Source organism: Paenibacillus sp. CAA11 (assembly GCF_003060825.1).
Taxonomy (GTDB): domain Bacteria; phylum Bacillota; class Bacilli; order Paenibacillales; family Paenibacillaceae; genus Fontibacillus.
Map to the genome: position 1 here is coordinate 3,983,221 of NZ_CP028922.1, position 21,244 is coordinate 4,004,464.

At 52.9% G+C, this 21,244-nt stretch carries 18 protein-coding genes and 1 pseudogene; 6 read left to right on the forward strand and 13 right to left on the reverse strand.

The annotated features are described in order from the left end of the window. The first annotated feature begins 123 nt into the window (after positions 1 to 123). Positions 124 to 1,590, forward strand: coding sequence for an amino acid permease (locus tag DCC85_RS18715; RefSeq protein ID WP_108466924.1), 1,467 nt, complete (start codon positions 124 to 126; stop codon positions 1,588 to 1,590). A gap of 164 nt (positions 1,591 to 1,754) precedes the next feature. Beyond that, positions 1,755 to 2,283 (forward strand): annotated as a pseudogene (locus DCC85_RS18720) (nucleotidyltransferase family protein). Positions 2,284 to 2,405: 122 nt separating this feature from the next. On the opposite strand, the gene DCC85_RS18725 reads toward DCC85_RS18720, so the two are convergent. The 12 genes from DCC85_RS18725 to DCC85_RS18780 form a co-directional block, all read right to left on the reverse strand. Continuing rightward, positions 2,406 to 3,530, reverse strand: a complete 1,125-nt coding sequence (locus DCC85_RS18725; RefSeq protein WP_108466925.1) for a transglutaminase domain-containing protein — start codon at positions 3,528 to 3,530, stop codon at positions 2,406 to 2,408. 226 nt (positions 3,531 to 3,756) lie between these two features. Then, positions 3,757 to 3,993, reverse strand: coding sequence for a glutaredoxin family protein (locus DCC85_RS18730; protein WP_108466926.1), 237 nt, complete (start codon positions 3,991 to 3,993; stop codon positions 3,757 to 3,759). 50 nt (positions 3,994 to 4,043) lie between these two features. After that, the gene (gene trxB, locus DCC85_RS18735; RefSeq protein WP_108466927.1) at positions 4,044 to 4,985 is read right to left on the reverse strand and encodes a thioredoxin-disulfide reductase; all 942 of its coding nucleotides are present in this window, start codon (positions 4,983 to 4,985) and stop codon (positions 4,044 to 4,046) included. 213 nt (positions 4,986 to 5,198) lie between these two features. Beyond that, the gene (locus DCC85_RS18740) at positions 5,199 to 7,151 is read right to left on the reverse strand and encodes a heavy metal translocating P-type ATPase (RefSeq protein WP_108466928.1); all 1,953 of its coding nucleotides are present in this window, start codon (positions 7,149 to 7,151) and stop codon (positions 5,199 to 5,201) included. Positions 7,152 to 7,430: 279 nt separating this feature from the next. After that, a complete protein-coding gene (locus DCC85_RS18745) occupies positions 7,431 to 8,726 on the reverse strand; it encodes a homocysteine synthase (RefSeq protein WP_108466929.1) in 1,296 nt (431 codons plus the stop codon). A gap of 174 nt (positions 8,727 to 8,900) precedes the next feature. After that, positions 8,901 to 9,764: an ATP-binding cassette domain-containing protein gene (locus DCC85_RS18750; RefSeq protein WP_108466930.1), complete on the reverse strand. Its 864-nt coding sequence runs from the start codon at positions 9,762 to 9,764 to the stop codon at positions 8,901 to 8,903. Next, complete coding sequence (locus DCC85_RS18755; protein WP_108466931.1) at positions 9,751 to 10,611, reverse strand: hypothetical protein; 861 nt, start codon at positions 10,609 to 10,611, stop codon at positions 9,751 to 9,753. The genes DCC85_RS18750 and DCC85_RS18755 overlap by 14 nt, the downstream gene beginning before the upstream one ends. Next, positions 10,592 to 11,224 (reverse strand): RNA polymerase sigma factor, encoded by a 633-nt coding sequence (locus DCC85_RS18760; RefSeq protein ID WP_108466932.1) that lies wholly within the window; start codon positions 11,222 to 11,224, stop codon positions 10,592 to 10,594. The genes DCC85_RS18755 and DCC85_RS18760 overlap by 20 nt, the downstream gene beginning before the upstream one ends. 73 nt (positions 11,225 to 11,297) lie before the next feature. Beyond that, positions 11,298 to 12,017: a hypothetical protein gene (locus tag DCC85_RS18765; RefSeq protein ID WP_108466933.1), complete on the reverse strand. Its 720-nt coding sequence runs from the start codon at positions 12,015 to 12,017 to the stop codon at positions 11,298 to 11,300. Next, complete coding sequence (locus DCC85_RS18770; RefSeq protein WP_108466934.1) at positions 12,010 to 14,196, reverse strand: ABC transporter permease; 2,187 nt, start codon at positions 14,194 to 14,196, stop codon at positions 12,010 to 12,012. The genes DCC85_RS18765 and DCC85_RS18770 overlap by 8 nt, the downstream gene beginning before the upstream one ends. Then, entirely contained in the window at positions 14,189 to 15,079 is an 891-nt protein-coding gene (locus DCC85_RS18775) for an ABC transporter ATP-binding protein (RefSeq protein ID WP_108466935.1), read from the reverse strand. Before DCC85_RS18775 ends, DCC85_RS18770 begins: the two co-directional genes overlap by 8 nt. A gap of 234 nt (positions 15,080 to 15,313) precedes the next feature. Next, on the reverse strand, positions 15,314 to 16,822 hold the full coding sequence (locus DCC85_RS18780) for an ArnT family glycosyltransferase (RefSeq protein ID WP_108466936.1): 1,509 nt from the start codon (positions 16,820 to 16,822) through the stop codon (positions 15,314 to 15,316). 234 nt (positions 16,823 to 17,056) lie between these two features. On the opposite strand from DCC85_RS18780, the gene DCC85_RS18785 reads away from it, so the two are divergent. Genes DCC85_RS18785 through DCC85_RS18800 form a run of 4 tightly spaced genes read left to right on the forward strand, consistent with a single transcriptional unit; the run spans position 17,057 to position 20,441 of the window. Then, on the forward strand, positions 17,057 to 17,953 hold the full coding sequence (locus tag DCC85_RS18785) for an ABC transporter ATP-binding protein (protein ID WP_108466937.1): 897 nt from the start codon (positions 17,057 to 17,059) through the stop codon (positions 17,951 to 17,953). Next, positions 17,950 to 18,693 carry an ABC transporter permease gene (locus tag DCC85_RS18790; protein ID WP_108466938.1) on the forward strand — a complete coding sequence of 248 codons (744 nt, stop codon included), beginning with the start codon at positions 17,950 to 17,952 and terminating at the stop codon, positions 18,691 to 18,693. Before DCC85_RS18785 ends, DCC85_RS18790 begins: the two co-directional genes overlap by 4 nt. A 60-nt stretch (positions 18,694 to 18,753) precedes the next feature. Then, the gene (locus DCC85_RS18795) at positions 18,754 to 19,836 is read left to right on the forward strand and encodes a sensor histidine kinase (RefSeq protein ID WP_234414486.1); all 1,083 of its coding nucleotides are present in this window, start codon (positions 18,754 to 18,756) and stop codon (positions 19,834 to 19,836) included. Between the two features lie 2 nt (positions 19,837 to 19,838). Then, positions 19,839 to 20,441 carry a response regulator transcription factor gene (locus tag DCC85_RS18800; protein WP_108466940.1) on the forward strand — a complete coding sequence of 201 codons (603 nt, stop codon included), beginning with the start codon at positions 19,839 to 19,841 and terminating at the stop codon, positions 20,439 to 20,441. A 91-nt stretch (positions 20,442 to 20,532) separates the two neighbouring features. Here DCC85_RS18800 and def read toward each other — a convergent pair whose 3' ends face one another. Continuing rightward, positions 20,533 to 21,114, reverse strand: a complete 582-nt coding sequence (gene def, locus DCC85_RS18805) for a peptide deformylase (protein WP_108466941.1) — start codon at positions 21,112 to 21,114, stop codon at positions 20,533 to 20,535. Positions 21,115 to 21,244 lie beyond the last annotated feature (130 nt).

Sequence of the window (21,244 nt, forward strand, 5' to 3'; positions counted from 1 at the left end):
TTAATATGATGCGGCGGCACAGACGTATATACGTACAGACCGCTGAAGGATTCAGCGGTCTTTTTGCGCATCTTTTCGCATGATATGGGACATGATCAAGAACGATAAGGAGTGTGCTTATTCATGAGTAAGACCCAACAAAACAGCGCCACGCTGAAGCAAGGCCTAAAGGCCCGGCACATGACGATGATCGCGCTCGGCGGCTCGATTGGGACCGGGCTCTTCCTGGCCAGCGGCGGTGCAATTTCGGCAGCCGGACCTGGGGGGGCGATCCTCGCCTATGCGGCAGTTGGTATTATGGTTTACTTCCTGATGACCAGCTTGGGAGAGCTGGCAACCTACATGCCGGACTCAGGCTCATTTGGAACCTATGCCACCCGATTTGTAGATCCGGCCCTGGGCTTTGCGCTCGGCTGGAACTTCTGGTACAACTGGGCGGTTACCATTGCCGCCGAGCTTTCGGCAGCAACCTTGATTATTAAATACTGGTTCCCGGACAGCTCATCTTTCTTATGGAGCTTCCTGTTCCTGGCGGTCATTGTAGCCCTGAACATCTTGTCCGTTAAAGGATACGGAGAATCGGAATACTGGTTCGCTATTATTAAAGTCGCTACGGTTATTATTTTCCTGGTAGTAGGCGTGCTGATGATCTTTGGTATTCTGGGCGGCGAGGCGGTAGGCTTCAAGAATCTCACGGTCGGAGATGCTCCATTCCATGGCGGATTCTTCGCTGTGCTTGGTGTATTCATGGCCGCCGGCTTCTCCTTCCAAGGAACCGAACTGATCGGCGTAGCTGCCGGAGAGAGCAAGGATCCGCGGAAGAGCGTGCCGCGGGCCATTCGCCAGGTGTTCTGGCGGATTCTGATCTTCTATATTTTAGCTATTCTCGTTATCGGCCTCCTGATTCCTTATACGAATCCGAACCTGCTGAAAGGCGATCTGGAGAACATCGGCGTCAGCCCGTTCACACTTGTCTTTGAGAAGGCTGGCCTGGCCTTTGCGGCCTCTGTAATGAATGCCGTCATCCTCTCCTCCGTACTGTCCGCCGGCAACTCCGGCATGTACGCTTCTTCCCGGGTGCTGTACGGTCTGGCCAAGGAGGGCAAAGCCCCTAAATTCCTGGCTAAAGTCAACCACCGCGGGATTCCGATGAACGCGCTGCTGCTGACGACGGTCGTAGGCATGCTGGCGTTCCTGGCCTCCACCTTTGGAGACGGCGTGGTGTATAACTGGCTGCTGAATGCCTCAGGTATGTGCGGATTTATTACCTGGCTCGGAATTGCCGTCTGCCATTACCGGTTCCGTAAAGCCTACTTGGCACAAGGTAAGGATCTGAAGGCACTTCCTTTCAAGGCGCGCTGGTTCCCGTTCGGACCGATCTTCGCTTTCGTGCTTTGTTTCATCGTAATCGTCGGGCAAAGCTCCTCAGCTATCTCCGATGGGCACATTGACTGGATGGGACTCGTAGCTTCCTACTTAAGCGTTCCGCTGGTGCTGCTGCTCTGGCTCGGATACAAATGGATCAAGCGTACCAAGGTTGTCCCTTTGAAGGAATGTGATCTGGAGACCGGGACGCATCCCGAAGTGTAAAAGTTATAGCTTAAAGAATCCTAGGAACCCTTTGCAGGGTTCCTTTTTGTTAGGGCCAAGCTTTATAGTTACTGTATAGCCTCAAAAGACTGGGTCGAAAAAGGAGCGATTATGTGATAAACAACGAACAGGACCTTATCGAGCTTGTGAAGCAAGACTCTTATATGATGGATATTCTCCTTACCGCAAGGTCGCTGAACCTGCCGGACTCATGGGTCTGTGCCGGCTTCGTCCGCTCAAAAATATGGGATACTCTTCACGGCTTCACGGAAAGAACGCCTCTGCCGGACATTGACGTCATTTATTTTGATGAAGATCGTGCTGACGAGAGGACAGAGAAAGAACTGGAACAGAAGCTTAAGATGATGTCCCCCGGCATTCCCTGGTCGGTCAAGAACCAGGCGAGGATGCATGTGGTCAATAACCTGCCTCCCTATAAGTCAGCGGAAGATGCCGTATCCAGGTTCCCGCAAGACGGCAACCGCCCTAGGGCTCAGATTGGATGAGCATCAGCAGCTTGTGCTCCTTGCGCCTTGGGGCATTGAAGACGCCGTCCGGCTGACGGTAAGACCGACTCTATATTTTGCAGCAGACCCGAACCTATCCCTCATTTACGAGAAGCGTATTCTACAGAAGAATTGGAAGAGCATATGGCCGAAAATTGAGATTATACATACGCATATCCGAGGATAACTGGATTTGAAGGAAGCCTGCCCCTCCACTCCCGGTTTGTCTCCAAATACGAAGAAGCCAGCAATAATCTGCTGGCTTCCCGCATATAAAATGAAATATATCATTCCCAGAAACTTAATTTCCTACTTCCACTCAATCCTCACCTTAATATCATTCGTGTTATCAAGGGTTTCCGTATAATACATAATATCATCAATATCGAGATCATAAAGACTGGTTAAGTCCTCCACCAAAGCACGATCCGTCCCGTTATAGCGCACTGTTACGCTCTGACTGCCTGCTTTAATAGCCTGCTTAACCTTATTCTGAAGGCCGGCTGCGCTGTGAACCACCTGATCCGACTGATAGAGATCATACCCGACTTCCTGTTCCAATTGATTGTAGAAAGCCAATCTTGAGGTATCGGATTTCTTCAGCGCGGCCACCGTATTGCGGTAAGACGTGCTGGCTGCTGGATAGCTCTTGGTCCAGAAATGATCCCGGCCAATCTGGCTGTCCGTCAACAAGTAATAGGAATAGCTGACTTGTCCGGCTTGATCGGGAACCGGATCATCCCAGGTCGTGTCCAGATGGTACCATCGCCCATCCAGCTTGACCAGATTCCAGGCGTGCAGCACATCCCCTGCGGTTCCCTCCACAATCTTGTTATTGATCCCAGCCCCCTGGAGCAGCTTATACGTGAGAAGCGCATAGCCCTGACAGACGGCTTCTCCTGTAGTTAATCCTTCATAAGCGGTATATTTCTTAAGACGAGTATCATACTTCAAATCTAGAACGACCCAATCGTGAATAGCTTTGACCTTCTGGTGGTCATTCATGCTGGGCTTAATAATCTTCTTCAAAATTTGCTTTACGTGTGAATTTACGTAAGCCGTCTGGGATGGCGTCTCCCTATATTTGAAGGTTACCGTTACCTGCACCGCTGACGAGGTTCCCCGCCACTTATACGTATAGCGGTCAATAATATAGCGAATATACGGGTCACTGTCCAGTGCGGCGAGCACCGCCTGATCTAGCATGGATTCAAGCCGGCTCACATTCCCTTTATATTTAAAGGTCACGCTACCCGCCTGTCCCTTAACGGCGCTGGTCAGCCTCTGCTGCACCTGATAGATCGAGGTTAAGGAGGCTTCCGCCTTCGCTGCTATCGTATTCGCTTGATCTCCTACCGCTCCTGCCGTAGTTGCACCGAGCAGCATTGAACTCGCGAGTGCAACCTGAACGGCTGCAAACCGGAGACGCTTCATCGTATCTCCTCCTCTGTGGTATGTCCGTGTAGGCCATTCACTGGCTCATCCTTGCTGGAAATCTGTTAATAAGATTGTAACACAGCTTCTCCCCTGCCGGTTGTTCTAGTTTTGTCGAGCAGAGGCGAATCCCAAGGTTGATTTCATCTTATAGCAAAAAAGGAGGAACAGCCCTCACCTAAAGGTCCGTTCCTCCCTCCCGCTTTTTTTGCGACTTCCACTTTATTTAGGCCTGCGCTGTCAGAACCTTCTCGAATTGCGTCTTATTCATCCCTAAGATGTGATGCTCACCGATCAATGTGAGAGGTACGGCACGGACGCCCATCTCCCATACTTGTTCTGCATAGGCTTCATTCTGTTCAATGTTGCGCTCTTCGTAAGCAACGCCTTTCTCGGACAGATAACTCTTCACTTGACGGCAATGTGGACAGTTCGTGCTGGTGTAAACAATGACATTCTCCATGAATAAATCTCTCCTTAAATGGTGTTGGGACAGCTATAGCTTCATACCATTTACTTCAAAACCGCAGCATGCTCCAAGCTCTCCATGTACTTCTCACAATCAATCGCTGCCATGCAGCCGCTGCCTGCAGCCGTGATCGCTTGACGGTAACGGGTATCCTGTACGTCTCCACAAGCGAAGACACCTGGAATATTGGTCTCGGAAGTGCCTGGGTTCACTACAATATAACCATTCTCATCGGTTGTAATCTGACCCTTCAAGAAGCCCGTGTTCGGATGATGGCCAATAGCGACAAATACACCGCTTGCTTCAATGACTTCTTCCTCACCCGTCGCATTGTTAAGGACTTTGATTCCCGTAACTCCAACTTCGTTCGTAACCACTTCCAGCGGGGTACGATTCAGGGCAAACTCTACCTTATCATTGGTCCGGGCGCGATCCTGCATGATCTTCGAGGCCCGAAGTTCCTGACGACGATGTACCAGAGTCACCTTGGAAGCAAAGCGAGTCAGGAAGTTTGCTTCCTCAAGGGCGGAATCTCCGCCACCAACCACAACAATTTCCTTACCGCGGAAGAAAAATCCGTCGCAGGTTGCGCAGGTGCTAACCCCGCGGCCAACATTATCCTGCTCGCCCGGAATGCCAAGATATTTAGCCGTAGCACCCGTGGACAGAATCAGAGTTTCGGTAACCAGCTCGCCGAGCCCCTCTACCTGCAGCTTGAACGGGCGGTTGCTAAGATCTACACTATTCACCCAGCCGGTACGGAATTCTGCGCCAAAGCGCTCTGCCTGCTGACGCATATTATCCATCAATTCAGGCCCCATAATTCCCTCTGGGAAGCCCGGAAAGTTCTCAACCTCTGTCGTAGTCGTCAGCTGCCCGCCTGGCTGTGGCCCCTCAATCACCAAGGGATTCATATTCGCACGTGCCAAATAGATCGCTGCCGTTAGTCCGGCAGGTCCTGTTCCAATAATAATTGATTTATACATCCATCATTCCCCCTATAATCTAACGGTTCTAGCGTTTTACTGAACGTAAATGCTAGAAGCCCGCTCTCATCCAAATCCCATGTAAGTGTTCTTGTATTCATTATGTTTCAGCTCCCAAATTCAGTCAATATACCTACCGGGAGTATAAGATGAAGGTTAAATGAAGGAATGATGAAGATACTTGGAATCTAATAAATGCACAACATCAAGGCTTTAGTAACCTGGCCGCAGAAGGCGCAGACCATTCAATATGACAAGGATCGTGCTTCCTTCATGGCCAATAACCCCGAGTGGCAGCGGAATGCTAAGGCCAAAATTCCCGGCAACCAGCAGGGTGATCACAGAGACGGCGAAGATGATGTTCTGCTTGACAATGCGCTGTCCGCGCCGGGCGAGAGCGATCGCGCCGGCAATGCGCTCAATATTGTCATTCATCAGCACAACATCTGCGACTTCCAGCGCTGTGGCGCTTCCCGCGCTGCCCATGGCGATGCCTACGCTGGCTCCTGCAAGAGCAGGCGCATCGTTCACACCATCGCCGACCATGACGACGCTGCCGAACTGCTCGCGCAGCGCCTTCACATGGGTGACCTTATCCTGCGGCAGCAGATCGCTGAACACAAGATCAACGCCTGCCTCACGCGCAATCGCCTGTGCCGTTGCCTCATGGTCACCCGTCAGCATCGCCGCCTTGACGCCCAGCTTATGCAGGCGTTCAATGGCTGCCTTCGCCTGCGGCCGGATCTCGTCTCTAAGACCGATCAGGCCGACCGGCTTTCCTTCCCGGATCACGAGCGAGACGGTCTTGCCCTCCATCTCCAGCTTCTGAACGCCTTCCTCAGCCCACTTCTGAAGCTCCCCGGATGGGCGCTTGGCCTTGCCGATGCTCCAGCTGCTGCCGTCAATCTCTGCTTCAATCCCCAATCCGGCTGTCGCCTTCATATGAGAGGCTTCCTTAAGCTGGAGTCCGCGGTTCTGAGCCTCCGTTACAATAGCGCGGGCCAGCGGGTGGCTTGACAGCTGCTCTGCAGAAGCGGCCATTCGCAGAATCTCATCCGCTTGCTCATCTTCAGAAACCAAGAGATCCGTCACCTTAGGACTTCCGGCTGTCAAGGTTCCTGTCTTGTCAAAAGCCACTACCGCCGCAGCGGCCAGGTTCTCCATATGAACGCTACCCTTGAACAGCAATCCGCGGCGGGCACTGCTTGACATCGCTGACAGCATAGCTGGCATGATGGAAGAGACGAGCGCACACGGAGAAGCAACCACCAGGAACACCATGGCTTTATAGAAGGAAGTTCCCCAGGACCAGCCGAATACGACCGGTGAGAGAACAATCAGCAGCAGGGTTAGTCCGACCACCCCCCGCGCGTAAAGACCTTCAAACCGCTGGATGAACCGCTGCGAGGCAGGAACCTCTGATTGGGCCTGTTCCACGAGCATGATAATCTTGGAGAACAGCGAGCTCTCCGCTTGGCTGGTAACCTCTACATACAGGGCACCCTCGCCATTCAAGGTTCCCGCATACACCTCATCTCCTGTAAGTTTGTCAACCGGGATGGACTCACCTGTGATGGATGCCTGGTTGACGGCCGAGCTTCCGCTCTCTACTCTCCCGTCTGCCGGGATGATTTCACCCGGCTTAACAAGCAGCAGGTCTCCGACCTTCAGCTCTTCCACCGCGACCAGCTGCACGCCGTCCTTCTCCAGCCGAAGAGCTGTCTCCGGCTTCAGTGCAGCCAGGGACGAGATATCCTTCCGGCTGCGCTCACTTGCGAACGATTCCAGCGCCCCGCTCATTGCGAAGATAAAGATCAGCAGAGCTCCTTCATTCCAGTATCCGATGGAGGCTGCCCCCATGGCTGCTGCGATCATCAGCAGGTTCACGTCGAGATCGCGCTCCTTAATCAAGGTTTCAACGCCTTCCTTAGCCTTATTCCAGCCGCCCACAGCATAAGCAGCAACATACAGAATGACCGATAATACATGCGACCAGCTGCCCGCCCCCCAGCCTGCCAGCATCAAGGCTCCGCTGCCCAGTGCCTGAAGCATCTCCCCGTGCCGGAGCAGGGCTTGCAGAGAAGATTTACGTTTACGGTGCGGCTGCTTGCCGCTGGCGCCCGCCGCCTGGCTCGCTGGCAGCAAAGTTTTTGTAGAAGTTTGCATATGATTCACGTTCCTTTCTCGGATTGATATCGATTAATGAGAATGAGAAGCATTGTTAATCCCCTGAAAATGGCACATGCTGCATCGGGATAATCCCGATGCAGCATGTGAATGAGAATGATAATCATTTTTGTACTGGTACAATAATATTGGTTTAATGCAACTTTTCTACAATTATTATATACCCCCTAATTCAGCTTGTAAACGGTATGGACATAAAAAAACGCTCCCTCCTATACAGGAAAGAACGTTCGCGTATAACCATATGAGAGCACGCTTTTATAAGCGGCTGGCCTGAATAGCAGATTCCAGATCATTCAGAATATCCGTAACGGACTCTGTCCCAATAGACAGGCGAATAAGCCCCGGTGTTACTCCTGCTGCCAACTGTTCTTGCTCAGATAACTGCTGATGTGTCGTACTGGCCGGATGAATAATCAGCGATTTCGAATCCCCTACGTTGGCCAAATGCGAGAAGAGCTTGACCTTCTCGATCAAACGCCGTCCGCGCTCGATACCGCCCTTGATTTCAAAAGTCAGGATAGCTCCCTGCCCCTTCGGCAAATACTTCTTAGCCAGTTCAAAGGACTCATGGCTTGGCAGCCCCGCATAGCTGACCCACTCCACTTCATTATGCGCCTCCAGATACTTAGCCACATAGAGAGCGTTCTCACTGTGCCGCTCCATCCGCAGATGTAGTGTCTCCAAGCCTTGAAGAAGCAGCCAGGCATTAAACGGCGACAACGGAGCCCCAAGATCACGCTGAAGCTGTACCCTTGCTTTGATAATATAAGCGATAGGTCCAACAGCCTCTGTATACACCACGCCATGATAACTCGGGTCCGGCTCGGTAAGTCCCGGGAATTTGCCGCTTGAAGTCCAGTCGAATTTGCCGCTGTCCACAATCACGCCCCCAATCGAGGTGCCGTGCCCTCCGATGAACTTCGTCGCCGAATGAACAACAATATCGGCGCCGAATTCAATCGGGCGCAGCAGATATGGGCTTGGGAACGTATTATCCACAATAAGCGGAATGCCATTCTCATGCGCAATAGCCGCCACAGCTTCAATATCCAGAATATCTCCCTTTGGGTTCCCCAGTGTCTCGGCATAAATTGCCTTCGTCTTCTCTGTGATCGCAGCACGAAAGTTCTCTGGATTGGATGCGTCGACAAATCGGACATGGATCCCCAGCTTAGGTAGCATCGTGGAGAACAGATTATAAGTCCCGCCGTACAGTGTAGATGATGAGACGATCTCATCCCCGGCTCCGGCAATATTCAGCAGGGAGAACGTAATGGCCGCTTGTCCGGACGCAGTGGCGAGCGCTCCTGCGCCGCCTTCCAGTGCAGCGATCCGCTGTTCAAAAACATCCGTTGTCGGATTCATCAAGCGAGTATAAATGTTGCCGAACTCTTTCAAACCGAACAAGTTCGCTGCATGCTCAGTATCTCTAAAACCATAGGAAGTCGTCTGGTATAACGGAACTGCTCTGGATAAAGTCGCAGGATCAAGCTCCTGCCCGGCATGCACGGCTAATGTCTCAAAAGCCCACTGACGCGTATTCTCTGACATGATGAACCCTCCCATAAATTTAAATTTTCAATATTCTCTCATAAAATCTGCCATTTGAATAGTATATTCCGATAAATTTAATGAGAAATAAAAAATGACAGCAAAAAAGCCCGCATACCACCCTCAGGGGGAGGTAAGCAGGCCTTTCTCGTCTATGTCCTACGTTCGCTGCAATTAATTACCCGCTAACATCTGGCCATGTACCCGCCGGATAAAGTAAGCGTCCTCCATAGTCGGCGATGCCTCCAGCATGCCGGGAACAGGCGGCGTATCCGCTACAATTCTGACATAGAATCCGTCTTCTTCCGCCCGAAAATGAATGAGCTGACTGGGCGGAATTGATTCGAACTGGCTCCTGCCGGCCTGCCCTTCCCACACCGATAAAGGCAAGTTGCTCCTCCAGGAAGATCCGCTGCCCAAGAAGCGAATTCTCCCCTGCTCGATCCAGAGCACCTGGTCGCAGACGCCCTCCCATTCATTCAGCTCATGCACACAGGCGGCTATGACTCTTCCGGGTGCATAGCTTACCAGCCTTGCGATAATTCGCTTGCGCTCCTCTGTGTCGAGCCCGTTCAGCGGCTCATCCAGAAACAAGAAGCGCGGGAAAGCCAGCATCGACTGGGCAACAGCTACACGGCGCTGCTGGCCCTGAGACAAGCGCTTAATCTTAGTTCTGCGCAGCGGAGCAAGCTGAAATTCCGCAATGACCCTCTGTACATTTGCGGGGTCGATGACCCCTTTGAGCTCAGCCAAATAAGACAGCAGCTTATAGATGCTCATCTCGCCATAGAGCTCAATCTCGGAAGGGACATAGCCGATCTGGCTGCGAATCAGTGGAAGATGATCTGCTGTGCTCATCTGCTGATAAAGAATCTGCCCCTTGCGCGGCAGCCGAACCGTGGAAAGCAGCTCTAGCAAGGTGGTCTTGCCTGCTCCGTTGGCACCCACGATCAAGGTTATGCCGGGCAGAAGCTCCGCACTGGGAACACAGAGAGAGAAATCCCCCAAATGCTGCTCCAACTGATTAATACGAATCATGGTTCTCTCCTTGTACGAATGCCTGTAAATGCAAAATCTTGATGTAAGAGACCAGGATGAGAGCACTTCCCAAGATCAGCAGACTTAAGTCTACGCCGCCACGAGCCTCCAAAGTGATCCGTCCCGGCATATAATTCTGATAGCAGAGCCATCCGACAAACAACAGGGTGGAGCAAGCGGCGGCCAGCTTCATACCCTTATGAAATAGGATAAACATGACTACGCCCCCGGTAAATAGGGTAATACCCAGCCATTCTGCCAGAAAAAGCAGAAACTCACTCATGCTTAAAGTATGATCTGCCGCATAATTCACACCAATGACCGCCGAGCTGATTCCCGCCCAGCCGATCACCACTGCCATAACGATCAGCATCCGGCTATACAGCACTAAAGCTGGCGGATATGGGGTGACGCCTTCCACCGCCCGCATGCCCGCATCCCAGGTGCGGCTGCCGAACAATAGCGAGGCGATCAGCAGCAGCGGGGTGATTAGCGGGAACATGATGTCTGGTGACAGCGAGAACTGTCCCGTGAATGAGAACACATTCATCTCATTCATGAACAGAATAAGCATGATGAACACGGCTGCCGCTGAGAAGAACAGCGCCTTATGATTAAGGCGGAACTGGCTGCGCAGCAGCCTCCGCAGAGACGGCGGATCGACCTGCGGGTTAAAGCCCAGCGGTACGAACCCGTCCCCCTTGCGCAGGTGATCGAATTCTCCCTGCAGCGCACGGATCAGTTCTGCCGTCTCTTCAGGTGTCGGAGGCGGCTGAACGGATTCCGCGAGAGGCCCCCTTAGCTCCTGTTCCAAACGGCGGAGCTCATTATCGATGGAATGACTCATGGAGCTTCACCTCGCTCTCCTTGTCTAGTGATTTTCGGCCGTTTCTCTCACGTACCTTGGGGTGAGCATCCGGCCCATGCGGCTGTACAATCTTCTTCAGCTTGCGCAGCCCCCCATACAGGTGGGACTTTACCGTGCTTAGGGGAAGGACAAGCAGATCCGCGATCTCCTGGAGCTTCAGATCGTGGAAAAACCGCAGACGGATAATATCTCCTTGCGGCTCCGGCAGAGCCTCAAGGCTGGCAGCGAGCTCCCCCGCCGTCTCCCAGCGCTCAAGCTCCGCTTCGGTACTCAAGGATGGATCGGCCTGCTCCGGAAGCTCGCCGCCGGCCATTGTCTCCGCCCGGAATGCTGCGCTGCGCCAATAATCGCGGCACAGATTGAGAATAACCCGGTACAGCCAAGGACGAACATGCTCAAGACCTCCCTGCTGCCGCAAATGCCTGAGGAGACGGATGAAGGTCTCCTGAACGATATCCTTGGCCTTCTCCCGATCCCCCAGGCGCTGTGCGGCATAGCTGAGCAAGGGACCGTGATAGCGGGTTACCAGCATCTCGAAGGCTTCCTGGTCCCCTTCTGCCATTCGCCTTATCAATTCATCATCCGTGATCATGCCGTCCCCCCTTTCACCCGCTTTTAGTAAAGTTCATTAGTTGCAATCCATGGCAAGCCACTTCTTGATAAGACTATTCTTCCTCTTCTTTGGATAGCCAGCGGGACCTTCTTCCAGCCAGTACCACTGCTATGACAAGCAGAAAGATACAGCCAACCATCAGGCCTACACGATTGGCCGTATAAGAAGCCCTAGGCGGCAGATAGGTAGCATAGAGCGTCCATCGAGCCATGATCAATCCGCTGGTCAGCGTCTCAAGTATCCAGATGCCGAAGGAGATCAGCAGCCCGACATACACACGATGCACCAACAGAATACAGCAGGTGGTGAGCGCCATCAGAAACAGATAAGCCGGTGTAATCTGCTGCAGCAGCTGCAGCGGACTCACTAGGCTGACAGAAGGCTCGCCTCCGCTCCAAGAATACAGCTTGGCACGGATCCCACCATACTTCCAGAGATAGGTCCCCATCCAACCGACGTGGGCCAGCAGCACGAGCATGACAGAAAGCAGCCATTTGCGCAAAGTCATAAGCCCCAGAGAAACCGGATAGCTAGCGAGCACCTCCGTCCCGCCTGAGAGCTCCCGCTGAAAGAGCGCTCCCGTAATAATGATGGACAGCGGGAACATACCGAGCTCGGAGTAATAATAAACCGTTCGTGGCTTATCCGGATCACCAGAGAGAATGCTAAGAAGATAAGCAGCATAGATGGCAAGGCAGAGCCATACCGCAGGCTGCTTATATATTTTAAGATCGATAACCATCTTGGAAACTGTCAGCTTCAGCCTATTCATCTCCCATCACCCGTTTCCACTCTATCTGCCAATCTTCATAAGAGATAGGGCGCGAGACGGCCGAAGGATACTTGCTGGTATTAGGAATTTCTATGCCGCGCTTGTACAACGCAGCCAGCACTTCCTTGACCTGCTGCGCCTTGCCCTGATCCAGTGCCTCATCGACCTGTTTCTTCAGCTTTTGCCCAATATTCGGTGCACCCTCCTTACCGCGGTACAGTTCACCCAGCATCAGCACGCTCCGCTGGGTCTGTTCTACCTTAGCCGGGCTCAAGCCCTCTCCATCACGGTAATATACATACCAGAACAATGCCCTTAATGGCAGGCGAATGTCCTTGCGAGTATCTGTAATCATGTAACTCCCGCTTCGCGTCCCGAGCAGCAGTTCATTCATCCAGAATTCAGCCCGCCAGGAATTGTCCAGATCGCTACTGGAAATTAAGCCCAGATCAATATAAGACTCCGAATTCATCTCATCCTCGCGATAGCTCAAATAATCCCCGTTATACTTAAAATCAATAATCTGCTTCACACGATGCTTCAAATCCGGCAGCCAGGATGCAAAATAAGCATATCGCTGCTCCAGAGCCTTAAGCAGCTCCTGGTCCTCTTTCTTATTATAGTAAGAAGTAACGATGGTGAGCGGCAGCTTGGAACTCTTGATCTCTGTCAATTCTCCCCCGAACAGACTCAGTTCGGTAACCTGGTCTCCTTCAAACTCTTGAGTTCCTTTCTGATACGACTTCTCAAGAACCGAAGCGTACAGCTTCTTGCTGAAGCCCGCCACCTCAAGTCTGAAGTGAGCTGGTAAGAAACTTGGGCCCACAATCACCATGCCTGGCTGAACCCGCCCGGGGTCCTTCACATAGAGCGGCTGCTGTCCCGGCAGCGGGTACCATGCCATATAGGAGGGCAGCAGCACCTCGTCCCCCCGCGCAAAGGCATAATAGGTTTCGGACTGGGTCTCCCTGGCCGCAAAGTCCATAATCCGCCCGCTGTATTGAAGGGTGCATTCCAGCACATCCTCAGAGGACTCAGGCAGGCTTAGCGTCACATAGTCCCCTTCGCGGTCAGCCTTGACTGCATTGCCATTCCAAGCCGCGGATTTCAAGTCAAAGGCCCGATTCAGTGTGAACTTGATCTCTGATCGTCCCTCCACCGACTTCGGCGCAATCCGCATCGCTACCGTTATATCCAGTTGGTCTCCTCGCTGCCGCTTAAGCTTAAGGTCATAATCCGCCACTTGAAATAACCCTAGAATGTCAGGCTTCATATCTGCAGAGCCTGCAATGCTCTCATCTCTATACTTGCTGTTAAGGTCGCCATACCGGGTCGCCCACAGACTCCCGTAAGGCACGATGGCTGCCAGCGTTAAGACGAGAACCAGGCCGGACACCATCCAGGTGGTGCGCGCTTTGGCACTAGGGCGCAGGCGATTAACGAGCAGTACACATATCACAAGCAGCAGAAGGGTGAAACTTAGCACAAACAGCTTAGAGTATACATTCTCGTCCATTGTTAGACGGTATCCCCACAGCTCGTTCTCAACACTTGCGCTGTTCTGGACAAACAGCTGATTCAAATGAAAGGTCTTCAAGAAATACCAGCTGTTCTGGTCAATGATGAAAGCCTCCATGAAGAAGGTGCCGAACATCCAGGCACAGAACCCGATCAGATATACGACCCGGTTCGGGATGGCCAGCGCAAGCAGCATGGCCAGCGCAAGGGTCACCATGTAGGAAACTTCATACATTCCGGCAAAGTGCAGACAATGGGCCAAATATTCGGCAGCCGGCACGCCTTCAAGCGCAGAATACAATCCGAATAGACCTATCGTGATCAAGGTATAAAGCGTTAAGTACAGCATGCCGGAAGCAAACTTGGCGGAAATCACTTTACCCGTAGACACAGGCAGACTACGGCCCCATTCAAAAGCAGGCCTAAGCAAGTCTCGGCGAATCATCAGGATACCGAGCAGGATAGCAGGACCCAGCGTCAGCGTCTGACCGACACTGCTAAGCAGGAACATTCTACGGTACAAATTGGTGGATATTGTGGAAATCCCATGGTAGAGCAAAAAGCCGACCACTCCGGAGAATAGCAGAAAAATCAGTGCAAAGAGCGGGTTGCTCCACAGCAGCCGCTGCTCCAGCCGGAATTGTCTCATCCATCTAGACATGAAGCGATGCCCCTTCCCGTCTCCCTTGGTGCAGAAGCGCTAGATAGCCGTCCTCCAGCGTCGGCGCCGCCTTCTTCACCTGAATCCCTGACGGCGGATCTTCACCGATGATTCGGCACCATATGCCTTCATCCGTGCGCCGGGTCGAGACGATTGACATCGGGTCAATCCTCGCAAACTCACGCTCACCCAGCAGCACCTCCCACACCTTGCCTTGGCCATAAGCCGCAAGATCGGCCTGCTCTCCAGACAGCCGCAGACCGCCCTTATCCAGAACAGCAATCTGCCGACAGTTGCTCTCGATATCACCGACAATATGTGTGGACAGCAGAACCACCCGGCCAAGACTGAAGCGGGTCAGAAGATTGCGAAACCGTACACGCTCTTCCGGATCGAGCCCGGCTGTCGGTTCGTCCACAATCAGCACTCTAGGCGAGCCAAGCATCGCTTGGGCGATGCCCAGCCTGCGCCTCATCCCGCCCGAATACGTTCTGACCTTGCGCCCTGCCTTCGACTGCAAGTTCACTTCTTCCACAAGCCGTTCGATCTCCTTTTTCCGCTGTACGCGGTCTGTCATCCCCTTCATGACGCCTACATAATCCAGATACTCCAGCCCGGTCAGCTGCGGATATACTTGAAACTGCTGCGGCAAATACCCGATCATCTGGCGAATTTGCTCCGACTGCCCCAGATCTATCCCTCCAACCGTGACATGACCTGAAGTCGGCTGGATCAGCGTCGCCAATATGCGCATCAGGGTCGTCTTCCCGGCCCCATTGGGGCCCAATAGCCCGACCATTCCTTCATTCAGCGTTAGTGTCACCTCGTGCAGTGCATAGGCACCTCCGTGGTACTTTTTAGTTAACTGTTCAATATTAATCATGGTAATCCTCTTTCTAAATGGAAATGGGCACATGCCGTGACCCCGCGCGGTTTTCATATCTGGAACGAGGAACTGCGAAATAAAGTTTGCCTGTTTCTCAAAAAAATTTTGTGAATACAGTGAAGCAAGGACAAGCAAGGACATAAGAAAAGGCCCCGCCATGCCAGCGGGACCAAAAAAATAAATCAAGCCTGTGCAGCCGGGTTGCTGCGGCTAATGGACTTAAAAATTAAGCTACATCCCTGCTTCGACCTGTCCTTGATGAGACGGCGTCCGGGTCTTTCGGCGGGTGTAGGCAAGTGTAGACAGCCCAAGTCCGGAGAAGACGAAGAACAGCGGCAGCATATCCAGCCGGTAACGCGGCTGAACCTCAATGAGCAGGTGGATTCCGGCATAACCCAGCAGGAGCAAGGCAAGAAGGGGAAATCCCAGGCTTTGGGAGGTCTCGACCTCCACTAGGGCAGCATGCTCCTGCTTCTGGTCTCTTCGGGCTCTCAAGGCCAGCCGGATGCAGCCAAAGCAGCCTAGACCTGAAGCCAATAAATAAAACACCCGTTCAATGCGGGTCAGCGGGATGTCCAGGCCCGCCTGCCTCGTTCCGGTCAGTGACCAGTACGTTGCTGAGTCCTGCACGCCCCACATGTGGTCAAATTTGGCGCCCAAGAGATGAAGCAGTCCCGCCTTGTCTTCCAGCCGTTCACCGATCTTGGACAACTCCGCCCGGTCCCGCTCTTCCCCAAGCGGGTAGCTTCTCGCATAAGCGTCATCGTCAGCCGACCATGCGCCGGTGGTCTGCGGGTTGAGACCGGCCATCACCTTCCAATAGGGCTCGCGGTCGCCAAGCGGGCGGTCCGCGGCCCCTAAGATAGACCAGCTGTAGGACCACAGCTGACCAACTGCTATGAAGATGATAAGCACGCCGGCCACCCGCTTCAGCGGCGGCCAAAGTCTAGAGAGATTGAAGCCGTGATTACGCCAACCCGCTATAATCTGTAGCGCCGCGATCAGCACAAAGATACCGAGATATACCGGGCCGACCGGGCGGATCAGCTGCCCAGCGCCTAAGCATAGACCGATGATAGGCCAATGCTTGAAGGCGGTAGACGTGCGCAGCGCCGAATATACGGCAAGCGTGAATAAGAACATCGACAAATGCTGGTTCGTCAACACCGAGCAATAGAGAATGGCAGGCGGATATAGACCATATAGCAGCCCCGCTGCCCTGCCACTATTCTCACCAAACAAACGTGCAGCAAGTAAATAGACAAGGACTACGGTTCCGGTGCTGAACAAGACATTCAGGAGCTTAAGCGGAAATACGGCTTGCCCAAACAGCGCTAGCGGCAGCGACTCATAGACCGTAAACCCCAGCTGATGATTCCACCGCAGGAAGTACTCCGTTCGCGCAAAAGAGAAATCTCCCGCAGCCGCCTGCTTCGCCGCATCCAGCATCGTGAGAAAATCAGACGAAGGCGGGGTATCCACCCACAGAATCCAGCCAAGCCGCAAGGCCAAGACAACGCCAGCCAGCAGCAGGAGAAAAAGCCTCTTACTGCAGCAGGCAGCCCCCCAGATCAGCAGCAAAATCACTGCCAGACCCGCAAATATCGTGAGGGCCAAAGCCGGAAGAGAATAATAATTCAGGCTGTTGTTGAAAGCCGTTATAAATACAGGACAAAAAAACAATAAGCCCATCACCGCAGGAAGCAGGGCTCTAATAGGGACTCTTCTAAACATATGCATAGGTTGGTTATGACTCCTCTAGTCTAATTCGAATGATCTGTTCGGTACTTGGTTTCTTTCATTTCCCCATCCAACCAAAATAGTACAGCCCCTTGCTATATGTCAACTAGAGTCTCCTAACAGCTACAAGTAAAACATGACAATTGTCATCCTCAAGTCATGACATTTAGGAATACTCCCACTCTGCCAGGTCAGGTACGATGAAGACATCAAACAAACGAGGTGGCTAAGCTTATGCAATCCGCGATCACAATGGAGCATGTATATAAAGAATACAAAGGCGTTCGAGCGGTGAGCGATCTGTCGCTTGACATTGGTCAAGGGAGCGTCACCGCCCTGCTCGGCCCGAACGGGGCCGGCAAGACGACCGCGATCTCCCTGATGCTGGGTCTGGCCCAGCCGACACAGGGGCGTATTCGCGTTCTGGGAGCCAGTCCCCTGGACCGGGGCGTTCACCAGCACCTGGGAGCGATGCTGCAGGATATCAGCGTCGTTGACCGTCTAAAGGTCGGGGAGACGATTGATCTGTTCCGCAGCTATTACGCACAGCCCCTGCCGCTAGAGCAGCTGCTTGTCCTGTCCGGCCTGCAGGATGTCAAAGCCAAGTATGCCTCTTCCTTGTCCGGCGGGCAAAAGCGCAGACTGGACTTTGCGCTCGCCTTGGCGGGTGACCCCAAGCTGCTTTTTCTGGATGAACCCACAGTAGGTATGGATATTACCTCCCGGGAGCTGTTCTGGGATACAATTCGCCAGCTGAAAAAAGAAGGCCGGACCATCGTACTGACAACACACTATCTGGAGGAAGCCGACCAGCTGGCCGACCGAATTCTTGTCATTAATCAAGGGCGGCTGATCGCTGATGGATCACCGGCAGAGATCAAGGCTTCTCAAGGAAGCAGAGCCGTATCCTTTACAGCTGGACCGGACGTGGATGCCGAGTCACTAGAGGAGTTGCCGGGTGTACTGCATGCAGAGTGGGACGGACGCCGGGTCAGTCTGTTCAGCCAGGATACCGACCGGCTGATCTATGCATTGGTTCGAAGCGAGCTAGATATTCGCGATATAGACATTCAAAGCGGTGGACTTGCGGGCGCCTTCCGCAGCCTCATTCAAGGAGATGACAGACCATGATGAACTCTATCAAAGCTCAATGTAAAGCTGAAATACTGCGTACACTGCGCAATCGCCGCTTCATCATCTTTTCCATGCTGATGCCGATTATCTTCTACTTCATCTTCACCAGTACGGTAGGCGATAATATGCAGGTGCAGGGAATCGAATGGAAAGCCTACTATCTCATGTCCATGACAGCCTTCGGCATTATCGGCACCAATCTGATTACGATGGGGGTTAGGTTCGCTCAGGAGCGCGCGCAGGGCTGGACCCGTCTGCTTCGGATTGCCCCGCTGCGCAGCAGCGTCTACCTGCTGTCCAAGATGATATCTCAATCAATCCTCAATTTAGGTACCATTGTCATCATGTTTACAGTTGGGGGACTTGCCAAAGGTATCGAGCTGACGCCGGCCCAGTGGCTGCTGTGCGGTCTATGGCTGTGGATCGGCGCCCTCCCCTTCATGGTTCTAGGCACGCTGATTGGCACTCTCAAGTCCGCAGAGGTCGTGCAAGTCATTGCCAACATCCTCTATATGGGACTTGCCGTGCTTGGGGGCTTGTGGATGCCTATAACCATCATGCCATCCTTCATCCAGCAGTTGGCTAAATTCCTTCCCTCCTACCGCTACGCGCAGGGAGCCTGGAATATTCTCAGCGGCCATGCTGTGAGCTGGGCCGGCTTCGCCATTCTGGCTGCGTATATTCTTCTCTTTATGTTATTATCAACATATATTTTGAGAAGACAGGAAGCGATCTAACTGAATCCTAAACCTTGGAACGAATTTAAAACCTTCAAGCTGATCCCGCTTCTCTTCTTGGTGTACTTGGGTTCGCCTCTGTACCTGATCATTCAGAAGCCGGTCTTTCTGGCTGAAAAAATGATCGGACTTAGCTTGCTTGCCTTGTTCGCCTTCTGTTATGTACATGGCTTTTGGTACCGCAGGTACCGAGTGCCCTTTGCCCTGCTCCTTATTCTGATCATCGCTTACTTTAGTCTGATGCTTGATCCGAACCTGCTGATGCTCGGCTTCTTCTCTGCCGCCCTGTTAGGCATGCTGGAGAACAGACGCCATTTCCTCATTGGCATAAGCGGGCAGCTGCTTCTATTCGCTGTCATCCTCCTCTTGAATATGGGAAGAATGCAGCCAAGTGACTGGCTCAGCCTGCTTCCGCCAACCCTCATTATCTCTGTCTTCCCCTGGATCATGCGGATGATCAGACATTCGAATGAGCTGAAGCGGCAGCTGTCCTCTGCCAATGAGGAAATTGCCCGGCTTAGCAAAATCGAGGAACGGCAGCGCATCTCGCGGGATCTGCACGATACGCTGGGCCATACGCTATCCCTGATTACGCTCAAGAGCGAGCTCGCCGAGAAGCTTCTCACCAAGAAGCCCGAGCGGGCGGCCGCAGAGATCAAGGATATCCAGACCACTTCACGCTCGGCACTACAGCAGGTCCGGGATCTTGTATCGGGGATGAATTCCCTGTCGATCAAGGAAGAGCTCCTTCAGGCCCGGAGCATTCTTAGTGCCGCCGGGGTCAGAATGCAGCTTGAAGGCGGTGCGGACAAGCTTGATGCCCCGCCGCTCACCCAGAATATTCTTGGCCTCTGTCTAAGAGAAGCCGTGAATAACGTGGTGAAGCACAGCTTGGCCCAGGTTTGCGTCATCAAGATCGAGGATACTCCCGGGCTGCTGTCATTAACGATCAGTGATAACGGAACAGGAGCACCGCCCCGCAGGTCTATAACATCTACAACAGGACGGGGACTCCTCGGGATGAAGGAAAGGCTGGAGCTGGTTCAAGGCAGACTGGAATTTCGTCAGGAACCAGGCACAGGAGCTGTTCTGACCATTCAAATTCCTAAAATCCTCAAGACGCCGTCAAAGGAGGACTTCTAAATATGAGAGTGATCATCGCGGAAGATCAGGCTATGCTGCGCGGCGCACTATCGGCCTTGCTGGATCTGGAGAATGATATCGAGGTTGTGGGCCAAGCGGAGAACGGCCGCCAAGCGGTGCAGCTCATCCAGGAATATTCGCCGGACATCTGTATTCTTGACATTGAGATGCCTGAGATGACAGGACTTGAAGTGGCCGAATATCTTCAAGACGAGCAGTACTCCTGCCGCGCCGTCATTCTAACCACCTTCTCAAGAGCTGGCTACTTCCAGCGCGCAATGCGGGCTGGTGCCTATGGCTACCTGCTGAAGGACTCTCCGATTGATGAGCTCAGCCGCGCGCTCCGCCGGGTCCAGTCGGGCGGTCGGGCCATTAGTCCCGAGCTGTCCATGGCTTTCTGGGAGCCGAAGAATCCACTTACCGAGCGGGAGCGCGAGGTGCTCGGACTGCTGGCCACCGGGCTCAGCGTTAAAGAAATCGCCGTCCAGCTCTTCTTGTCTTACGGGACGGTCCGCAACTATGTGTCTGAGCTGATCCAGAAGCTGGAGGCGAAGAACCGAATCGATGCCATCAGCATTGCGGAGAAGATGGGCTGGCTTGAATAGAGCCTCCCCCCTCGAACAGCATCCAGGTCTAAACAACAAAACAGCAAAAAGCGGCCGATTGGGCCGCTTTTTGCTGTTTTGTTGTTTTACATTAATATAAACTTGAAATTTGCACCCCAGTAGGCAGCTTGTACGGATTCTCCTTTGAAATATGGTCATAGAACATAATGCCGTTCAAATGATCCAGCTCATGCTGCATCACGATAGCAGCGAATCCGCGGAAGCGCAGCTTCACGGGCTCGCCCTCACGGTTAAAGGCTCCGATCTGAATGCGCTCGTAGCGCGGCACAAACCCTTGAACAGACCTGTCCACAGACAGGCAACCTTCACTTTCAGGAAGATAAATCATCGCCTCCGAATGACTGATAATCTTCGGATTAAATAATGCATACTCCCGCATGACCCCTTTGTCATCGCTGAAATAAGCGGCAAACATCCGTTTGTTCAAGCCGATCTGATTGGCGGACAGCCCCACTCCGGCCCGAAGCTTATACTTCTTCGCCAGCTCCTCGTCCTGGCTGTTCTTCAGAAACAGCATCATGGCATCCATCTCGCCAAGCGTCTCCTCATCTAGAGGCAGACTGACTGGCTCGGTCACCGTCCTGAGAATGGGGTCTCCCTCACGTACGATATCATCCATCGTAATTATATAATTGCTAGCAAATTTGCTCATATCCGTAATCGTCTTCCTTTATGTGCTATTTGCTTCTAAGGTAGCACTTTCGCCTTAGGCTTGTCAAAACCCGCCGATTGCTGTCGTCTCTCTTAAGTGCAGCAACCCTTTTTATCATCTGCAAGTATGT

Coding starts and splice junctions, on each gene's coding strand:
- DCC85_RS18715 (WP_108466924.1), top strand. CDS start 124: ATGAGTAAGACCCAACAAAACAGCGCCACGCTGAAGCAAGGCCTAAAG.
- DCC85_RS18725 (WP_108466925.1), bottom strand. CDS start 3,530: ATGAAGCGTCTCCGGTTTGCAGCCGTTCAGGTTGCACTCGCGAGTTCA.
- DCC85_RS18730 (WP_108466926.1), bottom strand. CDS start 3,993: ATGGAGAATGTCATTGTTTACACCAGCACGAACTGTCCACATTGCCGT.
- trxB (WP_108466927.1), bottom strand. CDS start 4,985: ATGTATAAATCAATTATTATTGGAACAGGACCTGCCGGACTAACGGCA.
- DCC85_RS18740 (WP_108466928.1), bottom strand. CDS start 7,151: ATGCAAACTTCTACAAAAACTTTGCTGCCAGCGAGCCAGGCGGCGGGC.
- DCC85_RS18745 (WP_108466929.1), bottom strand. CDS start 8,726: ATGTCAGAGAATACGCGTCAGTGGGCTTTTGAGACATTAGCCGTGCAT.
- DCC85_RS18750 (WP_108466930.1), bottom strand. CDS start 9,764: ATGATTCGTATTAATCAGTTGGAGCAGCATTTGGGGGATTTCTCTCTC.
- DCC85_RS18755 (WP_108466931.1), bottom strand. CDS start 10,611: ATGAGTCATTCCATCGATAATGAGCTCCGCCGTTTGGAACAGGAGCTA.
- DCC85_RS18760 (WP_108466932.1), bottom strand. CDS start 11,224: ATGATCACGGATGATGAATTGATAAGGCGAATGGCAGAAGGGGACCAG.
- DCC85_RS18765 (WP_108466933.1), bottom strand. CDS start 12,017: ATGAATAGGCTGAAGCTGACAGTTTCCAAGATGGTTATCGATCTTAAA.
- DCC85_RS18770 (WP_108466934.1), bottom strand. CDS start 14,196: ATGTCTAGATGGATGAGACAATTCCGGCTGGAGCAGCGGCTGCTGTGG.
- DCC85_RS18775 (WP_108466935.1), bottom strand. CDS start 15,079: ATGATTAATATTGAACAGTTAACTAAAAAGTACCACGGAGGTGCCTAT.
- DCC85_RS18780 (WP_108466936.1), bottom strand. CDS start 16,822: ATGCATATGTTTAGAAGAGTCCCTATTAGAGCCCTGCTTCCTGCGGTG.
- DCC85_RS18785 (WP_108466937.1), top strand. CDS start 17,057: ATGCAATCCGCGATCACAATGGAGCATGTATATAAAGAATACAAAGGC.
- DCC85_RS18790 (WP_108466938.1), top strand. CDS start 17,950: ATGATGAACTCTATCAAAGCTCAATGTAAAGCTGAAATACTGCGTACA.
- DCC85_RS18800 (WP_108466940.1), top strand. CDS start 19,839: ATGAGAGTGATCATCGCGGAAGATCAGGCTATGCTGCGCGGCGCACTA.
- def (WP_108466941.1), bottom strand. CDS start 21,114: ATGAGCAAATTTGCTAGCAATTATATAATTACGATGGATGATATCGTA.